Raw genomic sequence first — 26509 nt, forward strand, 5'->3', positions numbered from 1 at the left:
TACATATGTCCCTAGACCACGCGCCTTTGTTTACCGGCAGGGATGATGACGTATCCACCGCCTTCTTCGATGATGGCGACGAACGTCATGTTGCACTTTTTGCCCTTCTGTTTCGGTCCGTCGATGCGGCGGCGGCGCAGTATGATTGGCATGTCGACACAACTGGCCCCGCCGACAACAATATTGATCTGGAATTTGTGCCCGCGGATGCTGACGGTGACAACGGCCAGACAGACCTGGCACGCACGCGGATTGATATCCCGGACAGTGACGATGGCGCAGCGCAAGCAGACCGGGCGCCGGCGCATGATGCAGGCGCCATCAAGAAAACCGAGGTCAATACGGACATCGCAGCAGCACCCACACCGGTTGCACCGCTACCTTCCACGGCGAAACAGGCGCCCCTGGCAGGCAGCGATCAACAGCCTGAAACCGTACGGATCGTTCAAAGCGAATTCGCACGTGTCGCGACTGGCACCGCCGACATCGACAGGCAATTGATCGAGAGCGACGATACATCCGAATTTCTGGGAGGAACGTTCGCAGATGAATATATCCGCGGAAACGGGGGCAACGACACGATCCTTAATGCCGGTGGCAGCGATATCCTTTCAGGCGGGGACGGACGCGATCTTGTTGTCGCGATTTCGGGAAGCAACATCATCTCCGGAGGGGATGATTTTGACTTCCTGATCGGTGGATATCAGGACGATATCATCAATGGAAATGACGGTGATGACCTCCTTAAGGGCGATGTGTCGACCTTTCTTGCGGGGAGGGACATTCTTATCGGTGGTGCAGGCGATGACCTCATCGAAGGTGGCGGAGCCGCCGATTTGTTCGTGTTCTCAACCAATGACGGCGACGACCTGATCGCCCGGTTTTTTTATGATTTCGAGGATTCAACAAATTCGCGGATCACCGGGCCCGATTTCGTATCGGGCATAGACAAAATACTGCTGACTGACTTCGGCTATGCGTCGCGCATCGAAGCATTGGATAACTTCACCGATGTCGATGGTTCCGCAACATTCAGTGATCAAGGAACGCAGTTTGTCATCCTGGGCGTAGCGACCGCGGATCTGGACGCAAACGATATCATCCTGGTGACATCCGCGCGAAGCGACAGCGGCACCGAAGATGTCGCGACCTCAGGGAGCCTCGCTGGGACCGGTGCCGCCGCTGCGGACCACTTTTGCCTGATTTTGGACGCCGAAAATGGTCACGTCAGCGTCGCGGCGAATGGCGATTACACATACACGCCTTTTGCCGATTTCAACGGTGTGGACCGTTTCACATATTCGTTCACCAATGCTGCCGGCACCGTGGTCTACGAGACGGTCGAACTGACCGTCAGCCCCGAAAACGACGCCCCGCGCGATCTGACGAACACGCTGACAGCCGCTGGCGACACCCCGCTATCCGGTATGTTGTCGGCCGTTGACATCGAAGGTGACGCCCTGACGTTTTCGCTTGTCAGTGCTGCCGAGATCGGGACTGTCGTCATCAATGGCGACGGCAATTTCGCATATACGCCCGCGTCCGGTTTTCTTGGGCAGGACAGTTTCCGTTACAGTGTCAGCGATGGCAATGGTGGGACAACCATCGAAACCGTCACGGTCGATGTCAGGCTTGCCGTTGACGAAGACGACACCGTATCGGGGGATCTTGCGGCCCGCTATCCCGGTGCGACCACCCTTGCTTTTGCGCTGACGACAGGCCCTGACAACGGCGTCATGGCAATAGATGCGGATGGCATGTTTACCTACACGCCACCTGACGATTTCAACGGTACGGACAGCTTTCGTTATAGTGTCAGTGTGGACGGTGCGGCGCCGGAAATTGTGACGATCGCCATCGAAGTTGCACCCGTAAACGATGCGCCCGTTATTTCACCTATCGCGCAGGTCGATATCACTGAAACAACCGGGACAGCGGATATTGTCGGTGATGTCAGCGCGACGTTCACGGATATTGATCTGGGTGACACAGGACACACCGCCACTGTGACCGCGGTAAGCGCGCGTGGTGATCTGGCGGGGCTTACCCTGGACGATGCCGCGCTTGCAGCAGCGCTGACGTTTGACGTCACACGCGAAACAGACGAAACGACAGGCGCCGTGGACATATCGTTTCGCGCGGCGTCAACCGCTTTTGATTATCTGGGCGCAGGTGATCAGATTACAATCAGCTACGAAATTACAATTGATGATGGCGATGGCGGCCTTGATGCGCGGGCGTTTGATGTTGTCATCACCGGCACCTTCGATCCTGTTGCGTCTGTTGACCTTGCTGACGTCGCCCTTGCCAGCGACGACACAGGCTTTGTGATCAATGGTGCTGCGCCCAACTCTGAATCCGGGCGATCCGTGAGTTCGGCAGGTGATGTCAACGGCGACGGCTTTGACGACTTGTTCATCGGTGCCACCAACGGGCAAATCGCAGGTGGTGGCTACGTCGTGTTCGGGCGGGGCAATGGCGCCCCGGTTGAACTCTCGGATATCATCAATGGTATCGGCGGCTTTGTTCTTGACGGAGACCTATTTACAGGTACCAGCTTCCCCTCTGTCAGCGATGCCGGAGATGTAAATGGCGACGGCCTCGACGACCTTATCATCGGTCTGGCGGACGCAGACCCCGGCGGTCGGGGGTCAGGCGCAAGCTATGTGGTTTTTGGCAAAACTGATACAACAGCGGTTGATTTGTCAGACATCGAAGCGGGCATCGGCGGTTTTGTTATCAACGGATCGACGGCTGGTGAGGAAGTTGGCAAAGTTGTCAGCGGTGCGGGCGATGTGAATGGCGACGGCCTGGATGATCTGTTTGTCGGAAGTGACGAAGTAAGATTACCCGGCGGGGGCATCCTGAATGACGCTGGCGCAGGCTATGTTGTCTTTGGCAAAGCCGACGGAGCCGCAGTGGAGATTGATGATATTGAGGCTGGGATAGGCGGCTTTTATATCGAAGCCGCCAACAACGACGACCGACTGGGTACGTCTTTGAGTAATGCCGGCGATGTGAATGGTGATGGCTTGGATGATCTGATCATCGGTGCCAGATTCGCCGATCCCAATGGGTCTGCTTCAGGTGCAAGCTATGTCGTGTTTGGAAAAGCAGACGGCACGACAGTCGCGCTGTCACAGGTTGTATTGGGGACAGGTGGTTTTGCGATTAATGGCATCGCCGCGGCCGACAATTCCGGTTTGTCGGTCAGCGGCGCCGGGGATGTCAACGGCGACGGCCTGGACGATCTGATTGTCGGGGCGCCGTTTGCCGATCTGGACGATACTTTTTTTGGATCACTGAGCGGGTCAAGCTATGTCGTGTTCGGCAAGGCAGATGGCGCAGCCGTTGAATTGTCCGATATCGTGACCGGTAACGGTGGCTTTGCCTTCGAAGGAACCATTGCTCGCGAACAATTGGGCAGGTCGGTAAGCGGCGCTGGCGATGTCAATGGTGACGGGTTTGCCGACCTCATCGTTGGTTCTGGTGATACCGGCCTTGGAATAAACACGACCTTTGTCGTTTTTGGGAAGGCTGACGGTGCGGCTGTTCGGCAAGCAGACATTGAGGCCGGTATCGGCGGGTTCGTGATTACAGCTGCGCAAAGCGCTGACAACGCGGGCGTATCGGTCAGTGGTGCAGGCGATGTGAACGGCGACGGCTTCGACGACTTGATCATCGGCGCCCCCGAGGGTGACCCTGATGGAGACGATATTTTTGACCAATCGGGAACGAGTTTTGTTGTCTTCGGCGGCGACTTCACCGGTGCTGCAACCCAGATCGGCAGTGCCGGCGGTGACATAATTGTCGGTCAAGACACAGCCGAGGCATTGTTCGGCGCAGCCGGTGACGACACCATTATCGGAAACGGTGGCGGTGATCGCCTGTCCGGCGGCGCTGGGGATGACACGTTTGTCTTTTCTGATACAGGTAGCGTGGATACAATCGTCGATTTTGAGGACAGCCTCGCTGGGCAGGACCTCATTGACGTATCCGCATTTGGCTTTGCAACCGAGGCGGACGTGCTGGCCCTTGCCCAAGCGCGTGGGCCTGGCGGACGTGATGTTCTGATTCAGCTCGACACCGACAATGCGATACTGATCGAACGCTTTGATCTTGCCCTGCTGGATGCCTCCGATTTCCTGATCTAGACCAGCGTATCGGGCGCCTTCACCTTCAGGCCTTTATCAGCTGACCGAGGTCTGCATCGCAGCCCCTGTACCGCAGCCGGTCATCGGTCATGCGGCCCGCACCTTGGGTTAAAACGCTGTAAATCCGGTGTCGTTGGTGCCGAAATGATCCGCGCAAACGCAGCAACCCAAATACCGGCAAGCGACTTGGTTAGCACGATACCAACAGAGCGGATTTTTCATCGCCCCGGGAAAATCCGGAAATCGAACCAAGCATGCTTAGTCATGCGGAAGCCAAGGAAACAGAACATCCGCCAGGATGCATAATTCGGCAGGGGGGACTTACTTCTTATAGCCCTCCCCGATCGTTACACAGGCATTCCCGCCCTGACGCACAGACATCTGACTGGCACCTTGGCGCCGGTCGCGCTACGTCTGTCGATGTATACAAGCAGGAGCAGCGCAGTGACCGAATATACACCCCCCAAAGTCTGGACATGGGACGCCGAAAATGGCGGGCAATTCGCCAATATCAACCGCCCCATTGCCGGGCCGACCCATGACAAGACCCTCCCCGTTGGCAAGCACCCCCTACAACTGCATTCACTGGCCACACCAAACGGTGTCAAGGTGACGGTCATGCTCGAAGAATTGCTGGCCGCTGGTCATGATGCCGAATACGATGCCTGGCTGATCAACATTCAGGATGGCGACCAGTTCGGCAGTGGCTTTGTCGATATCAACCCCAATTCCAAGATCCCTGCCCTGCTGGATCAGTCCAATGGCGTGCGCGTCTTTGAAAGCGGCAATATTCTGCTTTATCTGGCTGAAAAATTCGGGGCGTTTCTGCCCACCGACATCAAGGCCCGCACCGAAACCCTGAACTGGCTGTTCTGGCTGCAGGGATCCGCGCCCTATCTTGGTGGCGGCTTTGGGCATTTTTACGCATATGCGCCTGAGAAGTTCGAATACCCGATCAACCGGTTTGCCATGGAGGCCAAGCGCCAGCTTGATGTGCTTGATCGCAACCTGTCAGATCGCCGCTTTCTGGCCGGCGATGACTACACGATCGCAGATATGGCGACGGCCCCGTGGTACGGCACATTGGTGAAGGGCCTGATCTACGATGCCGGCGAATTTCTTGACGTCAGTTCCTATAAGCACGTGAACCGATGGACGGACGAAGTTTTTGAACGCCCGGCATTCAAACGCGGCAAAATGGTCAACAGGGCCTGGGGCGACGACAATGAACAGTTGCGCGAACGGCACGCGGCATCGGATTTCGAAACGCAGACCTGGGACAAGATCAAGCCAGCTGATAGTGAAACCTGACCCAAGCAACTTTTTGCCAAGCTGGACGTGCCAAATTCCGAACGCTTGAGCCAATTGTCACAATAGGGCTTACTAACGATATACGGCGGATATATTCGCCATATTCATGGAAATCATGCCGTGTGTGGGGCACGCAAATCGAAAGTACGCAAGACCCATGCAATTGGCTGAAATTCTCGCCGCCCTCTCCAGCGATCCGGAACAGATGACCCGTGGTATCCTGCGGATTTTCCACTTTATCGGGCTGGCGCTGGGTTTGGGCGCGGCCACGCTGCTTGACCTGATGACATTGCGGTTTTTCTGGGGTCGCGTCATGACCCAGCGCGACTACGATATTTTCGCCTTTCTGTCGGGTTTCGTTGCTGTCGGGCTCAAGCTGCTATGGGTCACGGGGCTGGGGTTTCTGGCCTTCTACTGGGCATTTGAACCCGTGAAACTGGGGAATGAAAAAGTCTGGGCCAAGATGCTTATCGTGGCGATCCTGACGATCAATGGCGTCTTTATTCACCGCACCATCATTCCATTCATCTACCGCCAGATCGGCGAGCCGATGCTGCAAGGCATCTCGCGACGCAAACGCCATGCATTTGTGACCGCAGGGATCGTGTCATTCGTGTCCTGGTACGCCCCCCTTGTCATTGCGAACCTGCCCCATTTGAACTTTCAGGTGCCGATGATCCAGATACTTGAGGTTTACGGACTTGTGCTGTTGGCCGTGATGATCGTGGCGCATCTGGTTTTAGTAGGCAGCGACATGACCATCCGGTTTAGCGGACGCACCCGGCAGGCGCTGCAAAAAACTTGACCCAAACAGCTTGCGCACGCACGATGCAGCAGTCGTGATCAGCTTTGCCTGCACGATTCCCTGACATTGCTGGAAAGGCTGGTTTTGACGGCAGGATTATTGCGGACCGAGTGGGGCACGTTTGCCCTGATCCTGATGTGCTACGCAGGCTGGCTGATCGCCGGATTGGTCTGGGCAACACCGTTCTGGCTGCTGGGCCTGTTGATCCTTGCGGTTCTGGCCGCCTTTCATACGTCACTACAGCATGAGACGATCCATGGGCACCCGACACGCTGGCCGCCCCTGAACGAGGCATTGGTATGCCTGCCCCTTGCCTGTATCTTTCCCTATCGACGCTACCGCGACCTGCATCTGCAGCATCACCGCGACGAACATCTGACCGACCCTTTCGAAGACCCTGAAAGCTATTTCTGGTCGGAAGCCGACGTCCGGAAAATGACAGATTTTCAGCGGCATGTCTTTGCGCTCAACAACACATTTGTCGGGCGGATGGTGATCGGCCCATTGCTGACCATTATCGGCTTTGCCCGCACCGAGACGCGGCGCCTTGCCCGGAATGAACCGGGCGTCCGGTTGGCCTGGGTCCTGCATCTTCCGGGGGTCGCGGGCGTGCTGGCGATTGTCACCTTGGTTTTTGGGATGCCCCTATGGGTCTATGCGATCTTTGTGGTTTACCCTGCCCTGTCGTTGACAGCGATGCGTGCCTATGCCGAACATCAAGCGGCGGAAAATGTCGGCGCCCGCTCAGCCATTGTCGAGGCACATCCCCTGCTCGCCCTGCTCTACCTCAATAACAATCTGCATATCGTACATCATGCCAGCCCGCGGACCGCATGGTATGATCTGCCCGCCCTATATGCGGACCGGCGGCAGCAATATCTAACGGCAAACGAAAACACCCTGTTTTTGGGATATCGCGACATTGCCCGCCGTTTTGCGTTCTCGGTCAAGCAGCCTGTGGGCCACCCCTATATCGGGCGCAGATCACAGGGCTCCCAGACGGTACGTTATCCGCATATCAGCAAGGCGGCGGATGATTGAGCGTCAGGTTTGGTTTCAAGCTGCTGTAAAATTTTCGAAATATTAAGGCAGCCGTGGTTTGAGCGATGATAAGGAACAATCGCCCAAGGATGGTGACAGATGCTGCAGCTTTCGATCAATCATCAAACGACCCCGGCCTATTACGAGCCCGAGGCTGTTAAGGAGGATAGCACACAGCACCGCCTTCGCGTGATCATTGATGAGATCGCGACAACCCGCGGGCTGACCATACAGATGTCGCTGCGGATCATGTCGATTGCCGCGGCCCCTGACGATGAAAGTGCGGCATCACCGCGCGAAGAGTTCAATGCGATGGCGGCGCAGTTCGGGACGAATATGGACCTTCTCTATGGGGCCAGCCCGCATGATGGTGTCCCGACGAAGCAACTGGAATGGATCCGCAAGATTGCCGCGCGTGCGCCTAAGCGACGCGAAAAGATGAAAGCTGTCCAGAAACGCATTCTGGCGGCGCAGGACCGGTTGAACGGCGGCGGCGCAGTCACATTCAAGGAGGCCCGCAAATTCTACGAAGACAACTGGGTCACTGTGCGCGACGAGATGACCGGCATGATCTGGGATCTCTGGGCAGACCTTGATGCACAAAAGGCCGATGCCCTGGCCGATCTGGACAAGCTGCGCGATACGCTGACCAATACATTGGGCGATATCAAACGTATTTCCTTCGCCGTCCGGATGATCGCGCTGAACACGGCCGTCATGGCGTCGCGTGCCGGCGATGCAGGTGCTGGCTTTTCCATCATCGCGACCGAGGTCCGGCAACTGGCCGAGCAGATTCAATCATCGGCCAACCGGGCCGAAAGCGTTGTCGGCAGCATGAAAAAGCCGCTTTAGGCGATAACCGAGGCACAATGCCCCGAGGCTAACCCGCCGGCTCTTTCAATACGCTTGCATGCAAGTCATTGAGATCGCGGTTGCGGGCCCACGTCGATTGCCCAAATAGACAAGCACGTTTGTGGAAAACTGCGCAAATATCTGCCCATACGCAACGAACTTGCCAAAATATTGCCCCCAAGGTCAGATTATTATGCCTTGTAGCTGTTGACCCCCCCAAAAGCCCGGCATAAAGTCCGACCAACAAAAGGAACCCCGATGACCAAGGTCGTACTAGTAGTGAGAAATGCGCGCATGGGCCGGTGACGGTAAGACCATAACGATCCCATGCGCCTCCGACATCCTCGGGGGTTTTTTTGTGAGCAAGAGAAACTGATACGCGAAGGACGCGAGAACAATGACAAAAGCCATGACGGGCGCAAAAATGGTCGTACAAGCACTGATTGATCAGGGCGTGGACGTCGTCTTTGGTTACCCCGGTGGTGCCGTCCTACCGATCTATGACGAAATCTTTCAGCAAAACCACATCCAGCACGTGTTGGTGCGCCACGAACAAGGTGCGGTTCACGCGGCCGAAGGCTACGCGCGTTCCACCGGCAAACCCGGTGTGGCGCTGGTCACCTCCGGCCCTGGTGCCACAAATGCGGTCACGGGCCTGACTGATGCGCTGATGGACAGCATCCCGATCATCGTTCTAACCGGTCAGGTGCCGACTTTCATGATCGGGTCAGATGCGTTTCAAGAGGCTGACACCGTTGGTATCACACGGCCCTGCACGAAACATAACTGGCTCGTCAAGGAAACCGACAAGCTGGCCCCGACCCTGCACGAGGCCTTCCATATCGCCACATCCGGCCGCCCCGGCCCTGTTGTGATCGACATCCCCAAAGATGTGCAGTTTGCAACCGGCAAATATACCGAGGCGCGGCAAGTCGAAACTCATTACAACCCACAAACCAAAGGTGATCTGGAAATGATTACCGAACTGGCCAAGGCGATGGAAACCGCAAAACGCCCGATTTTCTATACCGGCGGCGGCGTGATCAATTCCGGCCCTGCAGCCAGCCAATTGCTGCGCGAACTGGTGGCCGCCACCGGCTTTCCGATCACCTCCACGCTGATGGGGCTGGGCGCCTACCCCGCATCCGGCGATAACTGGATCGGGATGCTGGGCATGCATGGGCTGTACGAGGCGAACATGGCCATGCATGACTGCGATCTGATGATCAATATCGGTGCGCGGTTCGACGACCGGATCACCGGGCGGCTGGATGCTTTCAGCCCCGGGTCCAAAAAGGCGCATATCGACATCGACGCATCCTCAATCAACAAGGTGATCAAGGTCGATATCCCGATCCTGGGCGATTGCGCGCATGTGCTAGAAGACCTGCTGAACGTCTGGAAATCCCGTGGCCGGAAAACGGACAAGGAAGAGGTCACCAAATGGTGGCACCAGATCAACGAATGGAAAAAAGTCGACTGCCTGAAGTTCGAGCAAAAGGGCAAGACGATCAAACCGCAATACGCCTTGGCGCGGCTTGAGGAACTGACCAAAAAGCACGACCGCTACATCTGCACGGAAGTGGGCCAGCACCAGATGTGGGCCGCGCAATATCTGGGGTTTGAGGACCCCAATCGCTGGATGACGTCCGGCGGGCTGGGCACGATGGGCTACGGCTTCCCCGCCTCGATTGGCGTACAAATGGGCAACCCCGACGCGCTTGTCATTAACGTGGCTGGCGAAGCGTCCTGGTTGATGAACATGCAGGAACTGGGTACGGCCATGCAGTACCGCCTGCCCGTCAAACAGTTCATCCTGAACAACGAACGCCTTGGCATGGTCCGCCAATGGCAGGAGTTGCTGCATGGGGAACGGTATTCGTCCAGCTGGTCCGAAAGCCTGCCCGATTTCGTGAAACTGGCCGAGGCGTTCGGGGCGAAGGGCATCCAATGCCAAGATCCCGACACGCTGGATGATGCGATCATGGAAATGATCACTCATGACGGGCCGGTCCTGTTCGACTGTCTGGTTGAAAAGCACGAAAACTGCTTCCCGATGATCCCGTCCGGCAAACCGCATAACGAAATGCTGCTGGGCGAAAACGCAGACGTGGCCAACGCGATCAAATCCGATGGCGCAGTGATGGTCTAACGACCCGTCCCTATCAGCGGTCTGGTGAACAACCGGGCCGCTTCATATGAAATAAGACAAATTCCGAGGGACATCACATGTCACCACTCAAAATCAAAAAAGGCGCCACAAGCCATTCCGCCTACGACCTCCGGCCCACATTCTCGGACAAGGAAGAACAGCATACACTTGCTGTTCTGGTCGAGAACGAGCCCGGTGTGCTGGCGCGCGTTATCGGGCTATTCTCTGGCCGCGGATATAATATCGACAGCCTGACCGTGGCCGAAGTGGACCATCTGGGTCACCGGTCGCGCATCACCATTGTGACCACCGGAACGCCGCAGATCATCAACCAGATCAAGGCACAGCTTGGCCGTATCGTGGACGTCCATAAGGTCAATGACCTGACGGTCGAGGGGCCATCGGTTGAACGCGAATTGGCATTGTTCAAGGTGACCGGTACGGGCGATCACCGTATCGAGGCCATTCGCCTTGCCGATATTTTCAGGGCAAGTGTGGTTGATAGTACATTGGAATCGTTTGTATTTGAGATCACCGGCACCCCGGAAAAGATCGACGCATTTGCCGAGTTGATGCAACCCTTGGGCCTGCAGGAACTGGCCCGGACCGGTGTTGCAGCCCTGTCGCGCGGCGGTGTCAGCGCCGCCTGAGCACCGAGGCGCCTATTCGGCCGCTTCGGTGTCCATCGCCAAGATCGCATCGACTTCGGTCTCGCCCAGTTCCCGGAAGAACCCAATAACCCCGGTGACATCGCCATCGGGGCCGAGAACCGCGCGCCCGTGGGACTCGACCCAGACAACCTGCCCGTCGGTGGCAACCAACCGTTTCTGAAATTTGAAGTTGCCGCCGTTTTCAATCACGTCCTGTACCATTTGACTGACCGCATCGCGATCATCCGGATGATAGAAATTGATGCCGGTTTCGAGAACCGGCACAAAGGTTGCCGGGTCTGTCCGGTGAATGCGATGTACCTCGTCAGACCAGATCAGCGTCTCGGCCGTCAGGTCGATTTCCCAATAGCCAACACCTGCAAAATCCTGCAGGGCGCGCATGCGTTCCAGCAGGCCTTGGGCCGCATCACGCGCCATGACGGATTCGCTGACATCGGTTGCCACTGAATATACCGTCGGCCCATCAGCCCCCGCAGGCGTATAGGCATAACGGTTCAGTTCCAGCCAGATCGGCGCTGTCATGTTCGGCGTTTGCATCTTGACCACTTCGCGTCCCGCCGTCTCGCCGTCTTCCAGGAATGCCTTGTCGGACGCCAGAACCTGCTCGGCTGCATCCTTGTCGACAAGTTCATCCAGCCGCCGCCCGATCGCGGCCTCGGGTGTTATGCCAATCGACGCGGCAGAGGCATTGCTGATACGCAATACCTGACCATCGCGGTTGCGGTGCATCAGATAGATATGGTCTGTTTTCAGGATCATCTCCATTTCTTCGGCCAGGCCGGGGAAATCCGAGACAACAAGCGTCACGCCCTGCACGCGCCCGCCTTCTTCAAAATATGGGGCCACTGTCAGCTTTATTTGGCCACCTTCTGATGCGAATTCTCGGATCACAGGTTCGCCCAATTGCAGCGCCTCGCTGCAGATCGGCGCCAGAACCGGAAAGCCTACGGGCAGCACACATTGGCTGATATGTTGCGATGAAACGGGCCGCTTGATTTCGAACATGTCCAATGCGGGGTCCGTCACCTGCACGATTTGCAGCGCCGTATCCAGCACAATGATCGCCAAGGGCGTTGTTTCAAGAACCGAGACAAGCTCTATCGTGCGCCCGCGCAGCTGCGTGGCCGTGACCTGCAGTTCCTCGTTGACGGTAATCAGCTCTTCGTTGGTGGATTGCAGTTCCTCGTTCGAGGTTTCCAGTTCCTCGTTGGTCGCCTGCAATTCTTCATTGGTCGACTGCATTTCCTCGTTCAGCGACTGCATTTCCTCGTTCGAGGTCTCAAGCTCTTCGATTGTCTGCTGCAGCGCCTCGCGTGTTGTGTCGACCTCTGATTGCAGCGCCCGCACGCGTGAGGACAGTTCTGCATCTTCGCCATCCAGCATCTCTTCGATTTGGCGGACCGATCTGTCGATTTCAACCGGCGTAAAGACGACCAGCGCAACCCGTTCATTGATGCCCTTTGCGATGATCGGATAGACGTCCAGCCGCAATTCGTCGTCGCCATTGTCCGACAGCAGGTGCCGCACCCCTGTCCGGTGCACGCCCCTTTGCAGGGCGATTGTGACAAGGCTGCGCGCCTCTTCCCGCCAAGGACTGCGCAGAAGCCCAAGATGCATCTGCAGTTTCGACATTTCGCTGATTTCCACAAATCGCGACACATCGCCGTAAACCCGGACGATCTTGTAATCGTCAGAGACAAGGATGGAGTTCTGCCCAAGTGACTGGGCCAGCGCGTCAAAGAATTTGCGATCCGTTGAGGGGCTTGGCGCCGTCATGACCGGGCCGCGCACCAACCGCGACCCGTCAGCCAGCGAATAGGGCCGTGCCCGATCAGCCCCCAATTGCCGTTTGCGGAAGATATGCGGTGCGCTGCGATCTTGCACGAACCATTCGTCCGACCCCGCAACGCTTTCGGCGGTGCCGAGGAACATGATCGCGTGTTCCGTCATTCCGTAGTGGAACCGCGAGATCACCCGCTTTTGCAAGGACTGGTCAAAATAGATCAGCAGGTTCCGGCAGCACACAACGTCAACCCGCTGAAACGGCGGATCGTTACAGACGTTATGGTCCGAGAACAGGATCGCCTTGCGCAGATTATCAATCATGCGGATGCTTTCGCCCTGCTGCACCACGTATTTGTCGGCAAGGTCCGCGGGAATATCGTTCAACGCCGCAATCGGATAAGCCGCGCCGCGCGCAATGTTCAACGCGTCCTTGTCGATATCCGTCGCAAAGATCTGCACCTTGGACGGCAGATCAACATCTGGCCCGCCAAGCGCCTCTGCAAGCAGAATGGCGATGGAATAGGCTTCCTCGCCCGTTGCACAACCCGCAACCCAAACGCGGAGCTTGTTGCCCTTGGCCTCTTTCAGGACCCCATCCATGGCCCGCCCAAGCTGCCGGAATTCCTGCTGATCCCGGAAGAAACGGGTGACAGAAATCAGCAAATCCTTGAACAACGCGTCAACCGCGTGTGGGTTATTGCGGCAATGCAGTGTGTATTCGGCCAGATCAGTGATGCCCGAGGCGATCATCTGGCGTTCGATCCGCCTGCTGACTGTCGAATTCTTATATTCGCGGAAATCCACCCGGGTCCGGGCCAACAGAATTTGCAGCAGGTCCGAATGTGGCGGGGTCTGGTAGGAATCAGACCGGAAGGCCGGAAAATCCGGCGCCGAGGACAGGATTTTTCCCAATCGCTGCCCGATCTCGGCGGGCGGCAGGATCAGGTCAACGCAGCCGGTCTGCGCGGCGGCAAGCGGCATGCCGTCATATTTGGCACTCTCCGCATCCTGCGCGATGGTGATCCCGCCGACCTCGCGGATCGCCTGAACACCGTACGCACCATCCGTCCCTGTACCGGACAGAATGACTGCCATTGATTTCGCACCGTGGTTTTCGGCCAGGCTTGCCAGAAAACGATTGACAGAAGGCTTGGGGCGGGCGGGTTTCTCGCTCGGCGACCGCAGCCGCAAACAGCCCCCTTCGAAAACAACATCCGTATTGGGTGGCGTGATATAGATCACATTGCGCTGAGGCACGACCTCGTCAACGACATCCATCACTTTCAGATTGGTCTGACGCGCGACCAGTTCTGTCATCAGGCTTTTGTGTTGCGGTGCCATATGCTGAACAACCACGTAGGACACCGGCAATTCGGATGGCAGGGTCACCACCAGCTCGCGGATGGCTTCCAGCCCGCCTGCTGACGACCCGATCCCGATAATTGTCAGCTGCTCGTCACAATCTTTCATCTGCCCCAACCGCTCTGCGTCGTTACACTCTATAAACTGCAACTTATGGTAGATTGTTCCATCGCACCAAAACTTTTCCTTGTTGCGTGATGGATACAAGACATTTGTGCCAAAAGCCCCCTGCATTCGGGCGCATTCATTCAGGTTTTGTTAATCGCTCCGTTTTCCGCCTTTACGGCTATTTTACGTCTTTATCCCAGTATCTACCGCAAACATGAAACTGTGCGCGGAGCGTAGAATAACAATGATGCAGGACCGCTCGATCGGGGACGCGACCCCGCGCAAATTCATGATTAACCTGCACCTGGAGGCTGAGCGCGAACCAGAAGTCCGGTCATGTGAAATCATCGGCAGTCGGTTCCGCAACCGGACGTCTTTCGGGCGTGGCGTTACAATTGAAGATGTCTTTGTGGCCCCAATTGCCGAAGGGTTGCGCGCCTGTCTTCGAGATCGCGAGGATCCGATCCAGATCCTGTCCTTGCCCGATTTCGTGATCGAGGCGCCGGGCATCACATTGTCGGGCGCGCAAATCGTTGCAACCCAGAATGGCGGACAGGTTTGTAATATCCTGTTTCGCTTTCGCTTTTTTCTGGGCGGCGTCAACAATGCGTTTCAGCGCGATGTCGGATTTGGCCACAGCCTGGCTGACGACAGTGAACGGATATCGGCGCTTGTGTTGTCGGATCTGTCGTTGCCGATCCTGAATATTTGCGATGCAGCCCGCGTCGGCCTGTTTCAGGATAGCAGGCCAATCGCAACTTTCGGGTCAAAACTGGCTGACCGCGCGCATGAACTTGCCTTTCAAATTGAGATGATCAAACGGTTTGCGCAAAAGCCGGACCCAACCCATAACAGCCGTTCTGTTACCAGAACCAACGCAAGAAAAATCGAAAAGGCACATGCGGATGGTATATTGACCCCCGTGCGTATTGGGGACCGGTGACAACTGTCGGCCGCCTAACGGGCCGCATGCCGGCGCTGACGCCTTGGGGCAACGGCGCGGGATCATCACGTAAACGCCCTGATAGGTTGCCGCATGCCGTCTGCAAATCGGTTTAGATGCAGTGTTTTGCTATGATGCCACGAAACAAAAAAGCGCGCCTGTGAACAGGCGCGCTTTTGGTTTTCATGGGGCGGTTGTTAGTGCGTGCGGGCGCCTTCGCCCTCTGCACCGGCCTTAAGCGCTGCGGCAGCTGCCGCTTCTTCGGCCGCTTCATCCCAATCAATCGATTCCGGCTTGGCCACAAGCGCATGTTCCAACACTTCGGACACGTGCGAAACGGGGATAATCGTCAAACCCTCTTTCACGTTATCGGGAATTTCCGGCAGGTCCTTGGCATTGTCCTTGGGAATAAGCACGGTTGTTATGCCGCCGCGCAATGCAGCCAACAGCTTTTCCTTCAGACCGCCAATTGGCATCGCGTTCCCGCGCAAGGACACCTCGCCCGTCATTGCGATATCCTTGCGGACAGCAATGCCCGTCAGCACAGACACAATCGACGTGACCATCGCCAAACCGGCAGAGGGGCCATCCTTGGGTGTCGCACCATCCGGCACGTGGACGTGAATGTCGATCGTATCGAATTTTGGTGGTTTCACACCAATTTCCGGCGCAATCGAACGCACATATGAGGAGGCTGCGTCAATGGATTCCTTCATCACATCGCCCAGTTTACCGGTTGTTTTCATTCGGCCTTTCCCCGGCAACCGCAACGCCTCGATATTGAGAAGTTCGCCACCAACACTTGTCCAGGCCAGACCGGTCACGACGCCAATCTGATCCTCTTCCTCGGCCAGACCAAAGCGGTGCTTTTCGACGCCCAGGAAATCATCAAGATTGGCCGCGGTGACCGCGATGACATCCGCCTCTTTCTTGACGATCTTGGTGACGGCCTTGCGTGCGACCTTGGCAAGTTCGCGTTCCATGTTCCGCACACCCGCCTCACGGGTATAGACGCGGACCATCGACAGCAGGGCATCATCTGCAACGCTGAATTCCTTGTCCTTCAAGCCATGATTTTTCATGACCTTCGGCAGCAGGTGCTGCTTGGCAATCTCGACTTTCTCATCCTCGGTGTAGCCCGAGAGCGAAATAATCTCCATCCGGTCCAGCAGTGGGCCCGGCATGTTGTAAGAGTTTGCCGTGGTCAGGAACATCACATTCGACAGGTCGTATTCAACCTCGAGATAGTGGTCGACAAAGGTCGAATTCTGTTCCGGATCAAGCACTTCCAACATGGCCGATGCGGGATCCCCACGGAAATCCTGACCCATCTTGTCGATCTCGTCGAGCAGGATCAGCGGATTTGTGGTCTTGGCCTTTTTCAATGCCTGAATGATCTTGCCGGGCATGGATCCGATATATGTCCGGCGGTGACCGCGAATTTCGCTTTCATCGCGCACGCCGCCAAGCGAGATGCGAATAAACTCGCGCCCCGTGGCTTTCGCAACCGACTTGCCAAGCGATGTTTTACCAACGCCGGGTGGTCCAACAAGGCACATGATCGGGCCTTTCAGCTTGGCCGACCTTTGCTGCACCGCCAGATATTCGACAATTCGTTCCTTGACCTTCTCAAGACCGTAATGGTCGTTGTCCAACACCTTTTGCGCGTTGTTCAGATCCTTTTTGGTGCGGGATTTCTTGCCCCACGGAACAGCCAATATCCAGTCTAGGTAGTTGCGCACAACTGTCGCCTCGGCGGACATGGGCGACATGTTCTTGAGCTTCTTAAGCTCTGCATCAACCTTTTCCTTGGCTTCCTTGGACAGCTTGGTTTCGGCGATTTTCGCCTCAAGCTCGGCCACTTCGTTCTGGCCGTCCTCACCATCGCCCAGCTCTTTCTGAATGGCTTTCATCTGCTCATTCAGGTAGTATTCACGCTGTGTGCGTTCCATCTGCGTCTTGACGCGTGTCTTGATCTTTTTCTCGACCTGAAGCACCGACATCTCGCCCTGCATCATGCCGAAAACCTTCTCGAGGCGTTCCGATACTGACAGCGTTTCCAGCAAACCCTGTTTCTGGTCTACTTCGATACCCAGATGCCCGGCCACAAGATCGGCCAGCTTGGCAGGTTCTGTCGCTTCGCCGACAGCGGCCATCGCCTCTTCGGGGATGTTTTTCTTGATCTTTGCGTAGCGCTCGAATTCCGCCGACACGTTGCGGACCAGCGCCTCGACCTCGGTTGCCTCGCCCGGCAGTTCGGTCAGGTATTCGGCGGAGGCCTCGAAGAAACTGTCATTCTTGATAAACGAGGTGATGCGGACACGGCTGCGCCCTTCGACCAGCACTTTGACCGTGCCATCGGGCAGTTTCAGCAATTGCAGCACATTGGCCAGAACGCCTGCCTTGTAAATTCCGTCCTGATCGGGGTCGTCCTGACCGGGATCAACCTGGCTTGACAGCAAAATCTGCTTGTCGTCCTGCATCACCTCCTCGAGGGCGCGGACCGACTTTTCCCGGCCGACAAAAAGCGGCACGATCATATGTGGAAACACCACGATGTCGCGCAGCGGCAGGACGGGATAGGATGAACTCAACGGTTCTTGCATGCTCTTTTTCCTTTTTTGGCAAGATGCGCCTGTCCCGCATTCGCAGCAACATGATGCATCTCCGCTTGGCATCAACATGTGGGGGCGGTGATGCAGCGAGTCAACCAAACATCAGCGTTTTACCGACAGCCTGCCCCTGCCCCGCCATCTACCGCAAGCAAACAAACAATAAAATATGAAGATTCTGCTGCTTTGATACGGTTTGTCGCGGTCAGGCGACCCGAAATCAGGCAAAAAAGAACGAAATGAGCGACCAGACAGATGCTGGCCGCTCACACTTGTCACCGTTACCAATTAACCAATGTGTCACTCACGGTACTCTTTATACCTTGACCTTAGGGGAACATTTTCGGCGGCGCAGGTGGGGATTTCCGCACTTTTGGTTCCGATATTTGCGTTTAACGCCCTGTAAAACACGCAAGGCGCGTTGTGGTTTACGCGTTGCATCCTCAAGCTGCGTCGCGGCGTCGGTCGCTGGTGAAAGCGGCGCATATGCTGCGAATCGCAGATTGGCATATTAGACGGGTGCGATGTCACCCAAGGCACGTTCGGCGTGAAAATCCGCCTCCCACGCCGCAAACGCCCCATCCGCAATCGCCGCCCGCATCCCTGCCATGATCTCCTGAAAGTAATGCAGGTTGTGCCATGTCAGCAGCATGCCGGAAATCATCTCCTGCGCCCGGAAGACATGGTGCAGATAGGCCCGCGAATAATGCGCACAGGCCGGGCATGTGCAGGCCTCGTCCAGCGGTCGCGGGTCATCGGCGTGTCGTGCGTTCTTGATGTTGACCACCCCGCGCCGGGTAAAGACCTGACCGGTCCGCCCCGACCGGCTTGGCAAGACGCAATCCATCATGTCGATGCCGCGCTTGACGGCGCCAACGATATCGTCGGGCTTGCCCACCCCCATCAGGTAGCGCGGCTTATCAACGGGAAGCTGCGCAGGCGCAAAGTCCAGAACCTTGAACATCGCTTCCTGCCCCTCGCCCACGGCCAGACCGCCAACCGCATAGCCATCAAATTCAATCTCGCGCAGGGCTGCCGCGCTCTGCGCCCGAAGGTCTTCCTCCAGCCCGCCCTGCTGGATCCCGAACAGCGCGTGCCCGGGCCTGTCCCCGAATGCGTCGCGGGATCGCTGCGCCCAGCGCATGGACAATTCCATGCTTTGCGCGATCCGGTCGCGATCAGCGGGCAATGCCGGGCATTCGTCAAAGCACATGACAATATCGGACCCCAGAAGCTTCTGGATCTCCATCGAGCGTTCGGGGGTCAGGTGGTGTTTTGACCCGTCAATATGCGATTTGAAGGTCACCCCTTCTTCGGTCAATTTGCGCAGGGATGACAGCGACATGACCTGAAAACCGCCACTGTCGGTCAGGATGGGCTTGTCCCAGTTCATGAACCGATGCAGCCCGCCCAGCCTGTCGATCCGTTCGGCAGTGGGACGCAACATCAGGTGATAGGTGTTCCCCAACAGGATATCAGCGCCGGTGGCAGCCACGCTTTCCGGCATCATCGCCTTGACGGTTGCAGCCGTCCCCACTGGCATGAAGGCAGGGGTGCGGATATCGCCACGCGGCGTATGAATAGTCCCGGTACGGGCGGCGCCATCAGTGGCGCGCAGATCAAATGAAAAGCTCATGACGCGCCTCATGGTACAAAATCCCCCACTTGCCAAGAGACCTGCACGCCGCCACGGTTTCATCCATGCCAATCAAACGGACCCGCCCGGCAGGATTACGGCCCGCGCCCACCCTGCCCAATCACCGCAAGTCGCCGGACCATCTGGGCCGGATTGCAGCGTTAAGCAAGAATGCGCGCACGACTTGGTTCTCGCTCCTCGGTGTGCTGCTTTTCGTCGGGGTGACCCTGCTGGGGTTCGCGCATATCGACTTTTACGGCTATGACAGGCAGACGGCCTTGCCGCTGATCGGGGTCTCGGTGCCGACGATCTTCTTTTTCTGGACCGCCCCGCTGCTTGTTGCGGCCAACTACGTCTATTTTCATCTGTATCTGATCCGCCTGTGGGACGCACTGGGGGACGCGCCGGCGCGGATCGGGGGCGAACCTCTTGGCCGGGCGATCCCGCCCTGGCTGGTGACGGATGCCGCATTGTGGCTGCGACATCTGGCGCGGGGGGATGACTGCACCGATACGCGTCCGCTGGAAGGTCTGACCGCCGTGCTGAACTTTGCCCTGACATGGTGCCTGGGCTTGCTGATCGGGGGCATGGCCTGGTGGCTGTCAGGCGTGGCAAGGGACGCGATGATGACCGGGCTGGCCGCGTTGGCATTGTCGGGCATGATGCTGACGGCAGTGACAAGCTTTGCCGGGCTCTGGTCCCGTATGGTCAGGGACAGGATGCCCGGGCGTCCGGTGGGCGCCACATTTGCGGCCCTCTTTACCGCCCTCTGCCTTGCCGCACCCAGCTATTTCCGCACAGTCGATCCCGCACCCTGGATGATGGAAACGGAACGGATGCGGGTCTGGGACGCAGCAAGCGGGCAACTGGTCGATGCCGAGATTGTCACCCCGATCTACGCAGATCACGAAACGCCATTGTGGGACCGGCTGTGGACCTTGGCCGAGATCAATCTTGAGGGTGAGAACATCGTCGAAAAGCCGGGCAACTGGCTGCCATTCGGGCTGGTCTGGGCAGAGTTCGAACGCGGCTGGTGCGCGCGCGAAGCCCCCGACGATTGCGCGGTTTTGGGGGCACATGCGGACGCCATCAACGAAGAGTTCTGGAACCGGCAGGATTCCACATTGGCGTTTCTGAAGCGCCCGCAATGGCATAACCCCGGTCAGCGCAAGCCGGACTTTCGCGGGGCGAACCTGCGCGAGACCTTCTTGGCTGACATTGATCTGGATGGCGCGATGCTGCACGGCGCAGATCTGAGCGAGGCGGAATTGCGTGGCGCAGACCTGAGCGGTGCCATCATGGATTGGGCCATACTGGAAGAAGCCGCATTGCAGGGCATCGACCTTGAAGACGCCTCGCTGAACGGGGCGGACATGACGGATGCGCAGCTTTGGGGGGCGGTCATGGACAATGCGCGCTTGCAGGCTGCAAACCTTGCAGGCGCCAACCTGCGCGCTGCATCGCTGAAAGACGCGGTCATGCAACGGGCGAATTTTCAGTGGGCCGATCTGCGGGGCGCCAATGTCTCGGGGGCGCAAATGCAGCTTGTCGATCTGCGCGAGGCTGACGCACGCGCCGCGACGCTGGTGTTTGCCGATCTGCAAGACGCAAACCTGACCCATAGCGTCCTGTCCAATGCCGATTTGAGCACCGCCAATTTGCAGAACGCCAATCTGGCCAGCACGGAGTTGCAAGATGCCTTGCTTTATGCGGCAAATCTGACCGGCGCGCGGCTTGGAAATGCGGTGCTGACACGGGCCAATCTGAGTTCCGCAAAGCTGGCGGGCGTAAATCTTGACCGGGCGCGGCTTGATGGCACCGTGCTGAACGGCGTCAGCATGTCCGGCGCGGATCTGAGTTTCTCGTGGATAGAGGGCATTTCGATCGCACCATTTGATATCTTGCGCCCAGAGACGGGCGGCGGATGGCCACAAGCCGATATTCTGCAGGCTGAACATTCCATCACAGGAACACGCAATCAGGGCGGTGCGGTCAGAGAAGTCGATTTTGCCGCTGGCCCGGTCATCGCCGGGCTTGATTGGCGCAATGCTTTTGTCGATGGCAGCGTTACAGGTCAGGATCGGCTGACCGCCGCCATGGGGCTTGCCACGCCCCCCTGCCAATGGACCAATGCGGTTCTGGATGATGCCACATTTTATGGCCGGTGGCGTGGCTGGCTGGCGCTCAACCCCGATCCGACCAGCGATCTGATGTACAATTGGGCCGGGATCGCCCCTGCAAAATGGGCAGATGTAACCGCCATCCCCCCACCGCCGGGCTGCGCATGGGCAACCGGCCCGCTTACCCCCTGAGACAGCCGGACGGACCCGCAAAACTGCCCTTACGTCAACGAAACGCTTGCCAAGCGTTAACCCCCGGTACACGTTGCGTCTTATGAGTAAATCACGGATCAGGCCCGCCTTGACGGCCGCAAAGGTTGCAGCCGCTGGCAAGCCGTCTGGCGAGGACACGATCAAGCGGATCGCCTCGCTGACAAATAACGCGCGGAACACATGGTTTTCCCTGCTGGGTGTCCTGCTTTTTCTGGGCATCACCCTGCTTGGGGTCGAGGATGTGGATTTCTATGGCCATGACCGCAAGACGCAATTGCCCTTGGTCGGTGTTGCTGTGCCAACGCAGTTCTTCTTTTGGGGCGCGCCGCTTTTGGTTGCGGCCAACTACATCTACTTTCACCTCTATCTGATCCGGCTTTGGGATGCCTTGGGCGAGGCCCCCGCACGGGTCAAGGACCGGCCCTTGGGCCGCGCCATCCCGTCATGGCTGGTCACGGATGCGGCCCTTTGGTTGCGCAACCGGATCCGGGTGGATGGCAGTACAGATATGCGCCCCCTCGAAGGCTTGGCCGCTGTTTTGATCTTTGGGCTGACATGGGGGTTGGGCCTGGGGATCGGGGTGATGGCCTGGTGGTTGTCAGCCGTCGCACGCGACTGGATGATGACAGGCCTCGCGGTGATCGCCGTCATCAGCATGACGCTGATCGCAGTGGCCAGTTTCATGGCGATGTGGCATCGGATGGGCGGTAATCAGCAGCCGGTAAAACCTGTGTCAGCCACGATCTGTTCAGCTGTTGTGGCGATCATGCTGATCGGCCCCACCTATTTCCGCACCGTCAACCCGGCGCCCTGGACGTACGGGGTCATCGAAAGCGCCTCCTCCGCCGCCATAATCATTAACGAGGACGGAACGGAAACCTTCACGCAAGGAGACGCCTGGGAAAAGTACGGCTATTTTTACGCGACGCGGCAATCCAGCCTTTGGGAACGTTTATGGACATTGGCCGAGATTGATCTGGAAGGCGAAAACATCGTGCAGCGCCCCGGCAACTGGGTCCCATACGCCCTGCAACGGCGCGATTTTGAACGCGACTGGTGCAAGACCGAAGGGGTGGCCGATTGCGCCTATAGCCCCGCACAAGCCAAGCAGATGAACGATGAATTCTGGATCCGGCAACGCGCGGCCCTGTCCAGCCTCAAACGGCCCACCTGGCATCGCGTAGACCGGCGCAAACCCGACCTGCGCGGGGCCAACCTGACCGGCGCATTTCTCGCCGGGATCAATCTGAATGGCGCGCGGCTTGATGCGGCACGACTGAATTCTGCCGTGCTGGTTGCGGCCGACCTTCGCGCCACGACCGGGCTGGAGGCAGAGTTGGACTTTGCCGACGCGCAGGGGGCCAATTTCAGCGATGCTGACTTTTCCCTTGCCCGGTTCGCCAGTGCCGGATTGCAACATGCAGATCTAAAACACGCAACCCTGGAACAAGCCGTTTTTGATAAGAGTCTTCTTGGTTTCGACCAATCTATACCTACCAATCTGACCGGCGCGGATTTCGGTGGCGCCAAATTGCGGGATGCCCGCTTTGATGGGGCCATATTGACCGGCAGTACATTTGAAGCCGCCGAATTGGACGAGGTGAATTTTTTCCAAGCAGACCTGCGCGGCGTCAGTTTCCTTTATGCCACCCTGCGCAATGGATCGGTTGCCGAGGCCAATCTGGCGGGCGCCAATCTGTCAGAGATCGTTCTGGATGGGGCAGTCCTGCATGATACCAATCTGGCCGGCGCGAACCTTGCAGGTATTCAGGCCACAGGCGCCGATTTCGCAGGCGCTGATATGACCGGCGCCGATTTCAGCATCGCCTACATCTCCGGACCATCGTTAGCAGGCGAAGAACCGCTGCGCGATGCGATCGTGACTGGCAGCCGCCACGCCGGAGCATTGCGCAATATTGATTTGTCACAAATCCATGAAATGGGTCAACTGGATTGGCGAAATGTATTTATTGATGGCAGCGTCAAGGGCCGCGATAGATTGATGGACGCACTCGGCCTGGATACCCCGCCTTGCCAATGGGCGGACGAGGTGCTTGACAACCAGACATTCCGGGGCCGTTGGGCAGGCTGGATGAACACCGCCATCGAATATGACGACGGCATTTATGTCTCGAACTTCAATGTCGTGAACTTCAATGACCTGTTGCCAAGCGATGTTGCCCCCATCCCCCCGCCCGATGGCTGCGTCTGGTATGATGAGCCGCTGGAAATCATCGTCTTGGAATAGGGCCGCCCTGATCACGGATATCGGCAGTCTGGATCACCCTACTTGCCTTGACGCCCTTGGCGGTTCAGCCTGCCGGGTATGAGCGATGATGCTACGACCCCGCAGGTTTCGGCGGAAGATGCGATTGCCCGCATTGCCGAACTGACCAGGAACACCCGCACGACCTGGTTTTCGTTGCTGGGTGTTTTGTTGTTCGTGGGTGTCACGCTGTTGGGGTTCGACCATATCGACTTTTACGGCTATGACCGACAGACCCAACTGCCCCTGATCGGCGTGTCGGTGCCGACCCGCTTCTTTTTCTGGACCGCTCCGATCCTTGTGGCGGCCAACTACATTTACTTTCACCTCTATTTGATCAGGCTTTGGGATGCGTTGGGCGATGCGCCCCCACAGGTCAAAGGCGCCCCGCTTGGCCGTGCCATCCCACCCTGGCTGGTGGTCGATGCCGCCCTGTGGCTGCGCAACCAGCGGCGCGCGGATGGATGTACAGACCGGCGCCCATTGGAAGGGCTGGCCGCCTTGCTGAACTTTCTGCTGACCTGGGGGCTTGGCCTTGTGATTGGTGTGATGGCCTGGTGGCTTTCGGCGGTGGCCCGGGATCTGATGATGACCGGTCTGGCTGCCATGGCCCTTGCCGCCATGACCTTGACGGCGATTGCCAGCCTTGTGGCCATGTGGCATCGGATGGTGCGAAACCAACCGCCCGGTCGGCCCATTCTGGCCGGATCCGTTGCCGTCCTGATCGCTTTGGCCCTTGCGGCCCCGACCTATTTCCGCACAACCGATCCAGCCCCGTGGATGACCCAGTTGGCAGAGCTGCAGGTGCGCAGCGACGATGGCGACCGCATGGTCAGGAAGTTGCGCGCGGTCCCGACATATGCGCAGCAATCATCCCCGCTTTGGGACCGGCTGTGGACGCTGGCCGAGATTGATCTTGAAGGCGAGGAACTGGTCGAGCGGCCACGGGACTGGTTGCCCTATGATCTGGTCCGCGCTGAGGCGCTGCGCGACTGGTGTGGCAAATCGACTATGCCGGGCTGTGGGACAACGGGCGAATATGATCGGGATTTCAATGCAGAGTTCTGGGACAGGCGCAAATCGGTGCTGGCCCCCCTACGACGACCCGAATGGCACCGGCCCGGCCGCGATAAACCTGATTTGCGTGGTGCCAACCTGCGCAGCACCTTTCTGGCAGGGCTGGATTTGTCACAGACTAATCTGGAAGGGGCCGATCTGCGCAACGCCGAATTGCAGGCCGCCAATCTGCGCGATGCAAATCTGCGATTGGCCGATCTTGGGTCTGCGCAGATGCAAGGCGTTGATCTGGATTGGGCAAACCTGCGTCAGGCGGATCTGCGAAATGTCGCGCTGCACTGGGCGCGTCTGAACCGGGTCGAGGGGCAAGGCGCTTTCTTCGGGGGTGCAAATCTGCGCGGTGCGATGCTGGAATTTGCGGCATTACGCGGCGCGTCATTTCATGGCGCGAAACTGCGCTGGACCCATTTTGACCGCAGCTATCTGACGGATGCCGATTTCGGCCGCGCCGACCTGCAGCTTGCCCGCCTGTCCTCTTTTTCCATGGAAAGGGCAGTATTTGCCCATGCCAGTCTGGAACAAACCTTGATCGAAAAGACGCTACTGGATGGGGGGGACCTTTGGCATCTCTATTCCAACGCACGGCTGAATGGCAGCATCCATCTGGGTGGCGCGTTACGAAACCTTGATTTGCGCCATATTGATCCGCAAAGCCGGGGTTTTGACTGGCGCACTGTGTTTGCGGATGGCAGCGTTCAGGGCCAGACGGCATTTGCACAAGCCATGGGACTGGCCGGACCGCCCTGCCATTGGACCAGCGACATCCTGGACGACGCTACTTTCTTTGGCCATTGGCGCGGCTGGATCGAAGCCGCACCTGAGGACTTCTACCCCTCATGGGGCACGGCCAGCCCGGCTGACTGGCAAGAGGTTGCACCCATTCCACCCCCTGCCGGATGCGTATGGGCAACGACGCCACAGGCGGTTGCAGCCCTGCGCGGGTCGCGCTGAGCACGAAACGCGACACGCCCCTCCCCTTTACGCCGTTCCCTGCAATCCCTATATCTTCACTCAGGAATAAGGATGCCGGATACATGACCGAGACGAATGCCCAGATGGAAGGTGCGCCGCTGATTGCGCCCTCGACCACCGATCATCCGCTGTACGAGGATATCGTGCAGGCCTGCCGTTCTGTCTATGACCCTGAAATTCCGGTGAATATCTACGATTTGGGATTGATCTACACGATTGATATCAAAGAAGATAACGCCGTGAATGTCATCATGACCCTGACCGCACCGGGCTGCCCGGTCGCAGGCGAAATGCCGGGCTGGGTCGCGGATGCGATCGAGCCCTTGCCGGGGGTCAAGATGGTGGATGTCGAAATGACGTTCGAGCCGCAATGGGGCATGGACATGATGTCAGACGAAGCCCGCCTTGAACTGGGGTTCATGTAGCCCC

The 26509-nt window shown here is 57.8% G+C and carries 15 protein-coding genes; 12 read left to right on the forward strand and 3 right to left on the reverse strand.

The window, feature by feature from the left end:
* Positions 1-5 precede the first annotated feature (5 nt).
* The 7 genes from AABB31_RS05440 to ilvN all read left to right on the forward strand — a co-directional run bounded on the left by AABB31_RS05440 (position 6) and on the right by ilvN (position 10965).
* The gene (locus AABB31_RS05440) at positions 6-4154 is read left to right on the forward strand and encodes a tandem-95 repeat protein (RefSeq protein ID WP_373635505.1); all 4149 of its coding nucleotides are present in this window, start codon (positions 6-8) and stop codon (positions 4152-4154) included.
* A gap of 420 nt (positions 4155-4574) precedes the next feature.
* The gene (gene yghU, locus AABB31_RS05445; protein WP_373635506.1) at positions 4575-5465 is read left to right on the forward strand and encodes a glutathione-dependent disulfide-bond oxidoreductase; all 891 of its coding nucleotides are present in this window, start codon (positions 4575-4577) and stop codon (positions 5463-5465) included.
* Positions 5466-5622: 157 nt separating this feature from the next.
* Positions 5623-6270: a hypothetical protein gene (locus AABB31_RS05450; protein ID WP_373635507.1), complete on the forward strand. Its 648-nt coding sequence runs from the start codon at positions 5623-5625 to the stop codon at positions 6268-6270.
* Positions 6271-6369: 99 nt separating this feature from the next.
* Positions 6370-7311: a fatty acid desaturase gene (locus AABB31_RS05455; RefSeq protein WP_342075469.1), complete on the forward strand. Its 942-nt coding sequence runs from the start codon at positions 6370-6372 to the stop codon at positions 7309-7311.
* A 99-nt stretch (positions 7312-7410) separates the two neighbouring features.
* Positions 7411-8163: a methyl-accepting chemotaxis protein gene (locus AABB31_RS05460; protein WP_342075468.1), complete on the forward strand. Its 753-nt coding sequence runs from the start codon at positions 7411-7413 to the stop codon at positions 8161-8163.
* Between the two features lie 397 nt (positions 8164-8560).
* Positions 8561-10315, forward strand: coding sequence for an acetolactate synthase 3 large subunit (locus tag AABB31_RS05465; RefSeq protein WP_342075467.1), 1755 nt, complete (start codon positions 8561-8563; stop codon positions 10313-10315).
* A gap of 77 nt (positions 10316-10392) precedes the next feature.
* Positions 10393-10965 (forward strand): acetolactate synthase small subunit, encoded by a 573-nt coding sequence (ilvN, locus tag AABB31_RS05470; RefSeq protein WP_342075466.1) that lies wholly within the window; start codon positions 10393-10395, stop codon positions 10963-10965.
* A 12-nt stretch (positions 10966-10977) separates the two neighbouring features.
* On the opposite strand, the gene AABB31_RS05475 is transcribed toward ilvN, so the two are convergent.
* The gene (locus tag AABB31_RS05475) at positions 10978-14283 is read right to left on the reverse strand and encodes a chemotaxis protein CheB (RefSeq protein ID WP_342075465.1); all 3306 of its coding nucleotides are present in this window, start codon (positions 14281-14283) and stop codon (positions 10978-10980) included.
* Positions 14284-14485: 202 nt separating this feature from the next.
* On the opposite strand from AABB31_RS05475, the gene AABB31_RS05480 reads away from it, so the two are divergent.
* Positions 14486-15184 (forward strand): hypothetical protein, encoded by a 699-nt coding sequence (locus AABB31_RS05480; RefSeq protein WP_342075464.1) that lies wholly within the window; start codon positions 14486-14488, stop codon positions 15182-15184.
* 197 nt (positions 15185-15381) lie between these two features.
* On the opposite strand, the gene lon is transcribed toward AABB31_RS05480, so the two are convergent.
* Positions 15382-17790: an endopeptidase La gene (gene lon / locus AABB31_RS05485; RefSeq protein ID WP_342075463.1), complete on the reverse strand. Its 2409-nt coding sequence runs from the start codon at positions 17788-17790 to the stop codon at positions 15382-15384.
* A gap of 517 nt (positions 17791-18307) precedes the next feature.
* Positions 18308-19432 (reverse strand): tRNA guanosine(34) transglycosylase Tgt, encoded by a 1125-nt coding sequence (gene tgt / locus AABB31_RS05490; protein ID WP_342075462.1) that lies wholly within the window; start codon positions 19430-19432, stop codon positions 18308-18310.
* Positions 19433-19497: 65 nt separating this feature from the next.
* On the opposite strand from tgt, the gene AABB31_RS05495 reads away from it, so the two are divergent.
* The 4 genes from AABB31_RS05495 to AABB31_RS05510 all read left to right on the forward strand — a co-directional run bounded on the left by AABB31_RS05495 (position 19498) and on the right by AABB31_RS05510 (position 26505).
* Complete coding sequence (locus tag AABB31_RS05495; protein ID WP_373635508.1) at positions 19498-21744, forward strand: pentapeptide repeat-containing protein; 2247 nt, start codon at positions 19498-19500, stop codon at positions 21742-21744.
* An 82-nt stretch (positions 21745-21826) separates the two neighbouring features.
* Positions 21827-24013, forward strand: coding sequence for a pentapeptide repeat-containing protein (locus tag AABB31_RS05500; RefSeq protein ID WP_342075460.1), 2187 nt, complete (start codon positions 21827-21829; stop codon positions 24011-24013).
* Positions 24014-24091: 78 nt separating this feature from the next.
* Entirely contained in the window at positions 24092-26059 is a 1968-nt protein-coding gene (locus tag AABB31_RS05505) for a pentapeptide repeat-containing protein (protein WP_373635509.1), read from the forward strand.
* Between the two features lie 83 nt (positions 26060-26142).
* A complete protein-coding gene (locus tag AABB31_RS05510) occupies positions 26143-26505 on the forward strand; it encodes an SUF system Fe-S cluster assembly protein (RefSeq protein WP_342075457.1) in 363 nt (120 codons plus the stop codon).
* Positions 26506-26509: the final 4 nt, after the last annotated feature.

The organism is Yoonia sp. SS1-5 (genome assembly GCF_038443705.2).
GTDB lineage: Bacteria > Pseudomonadota > Alphaproteobacteria > Rhodobacterales > Rhodobacteraceae > Yoonia > Yoonia rhodophyticola.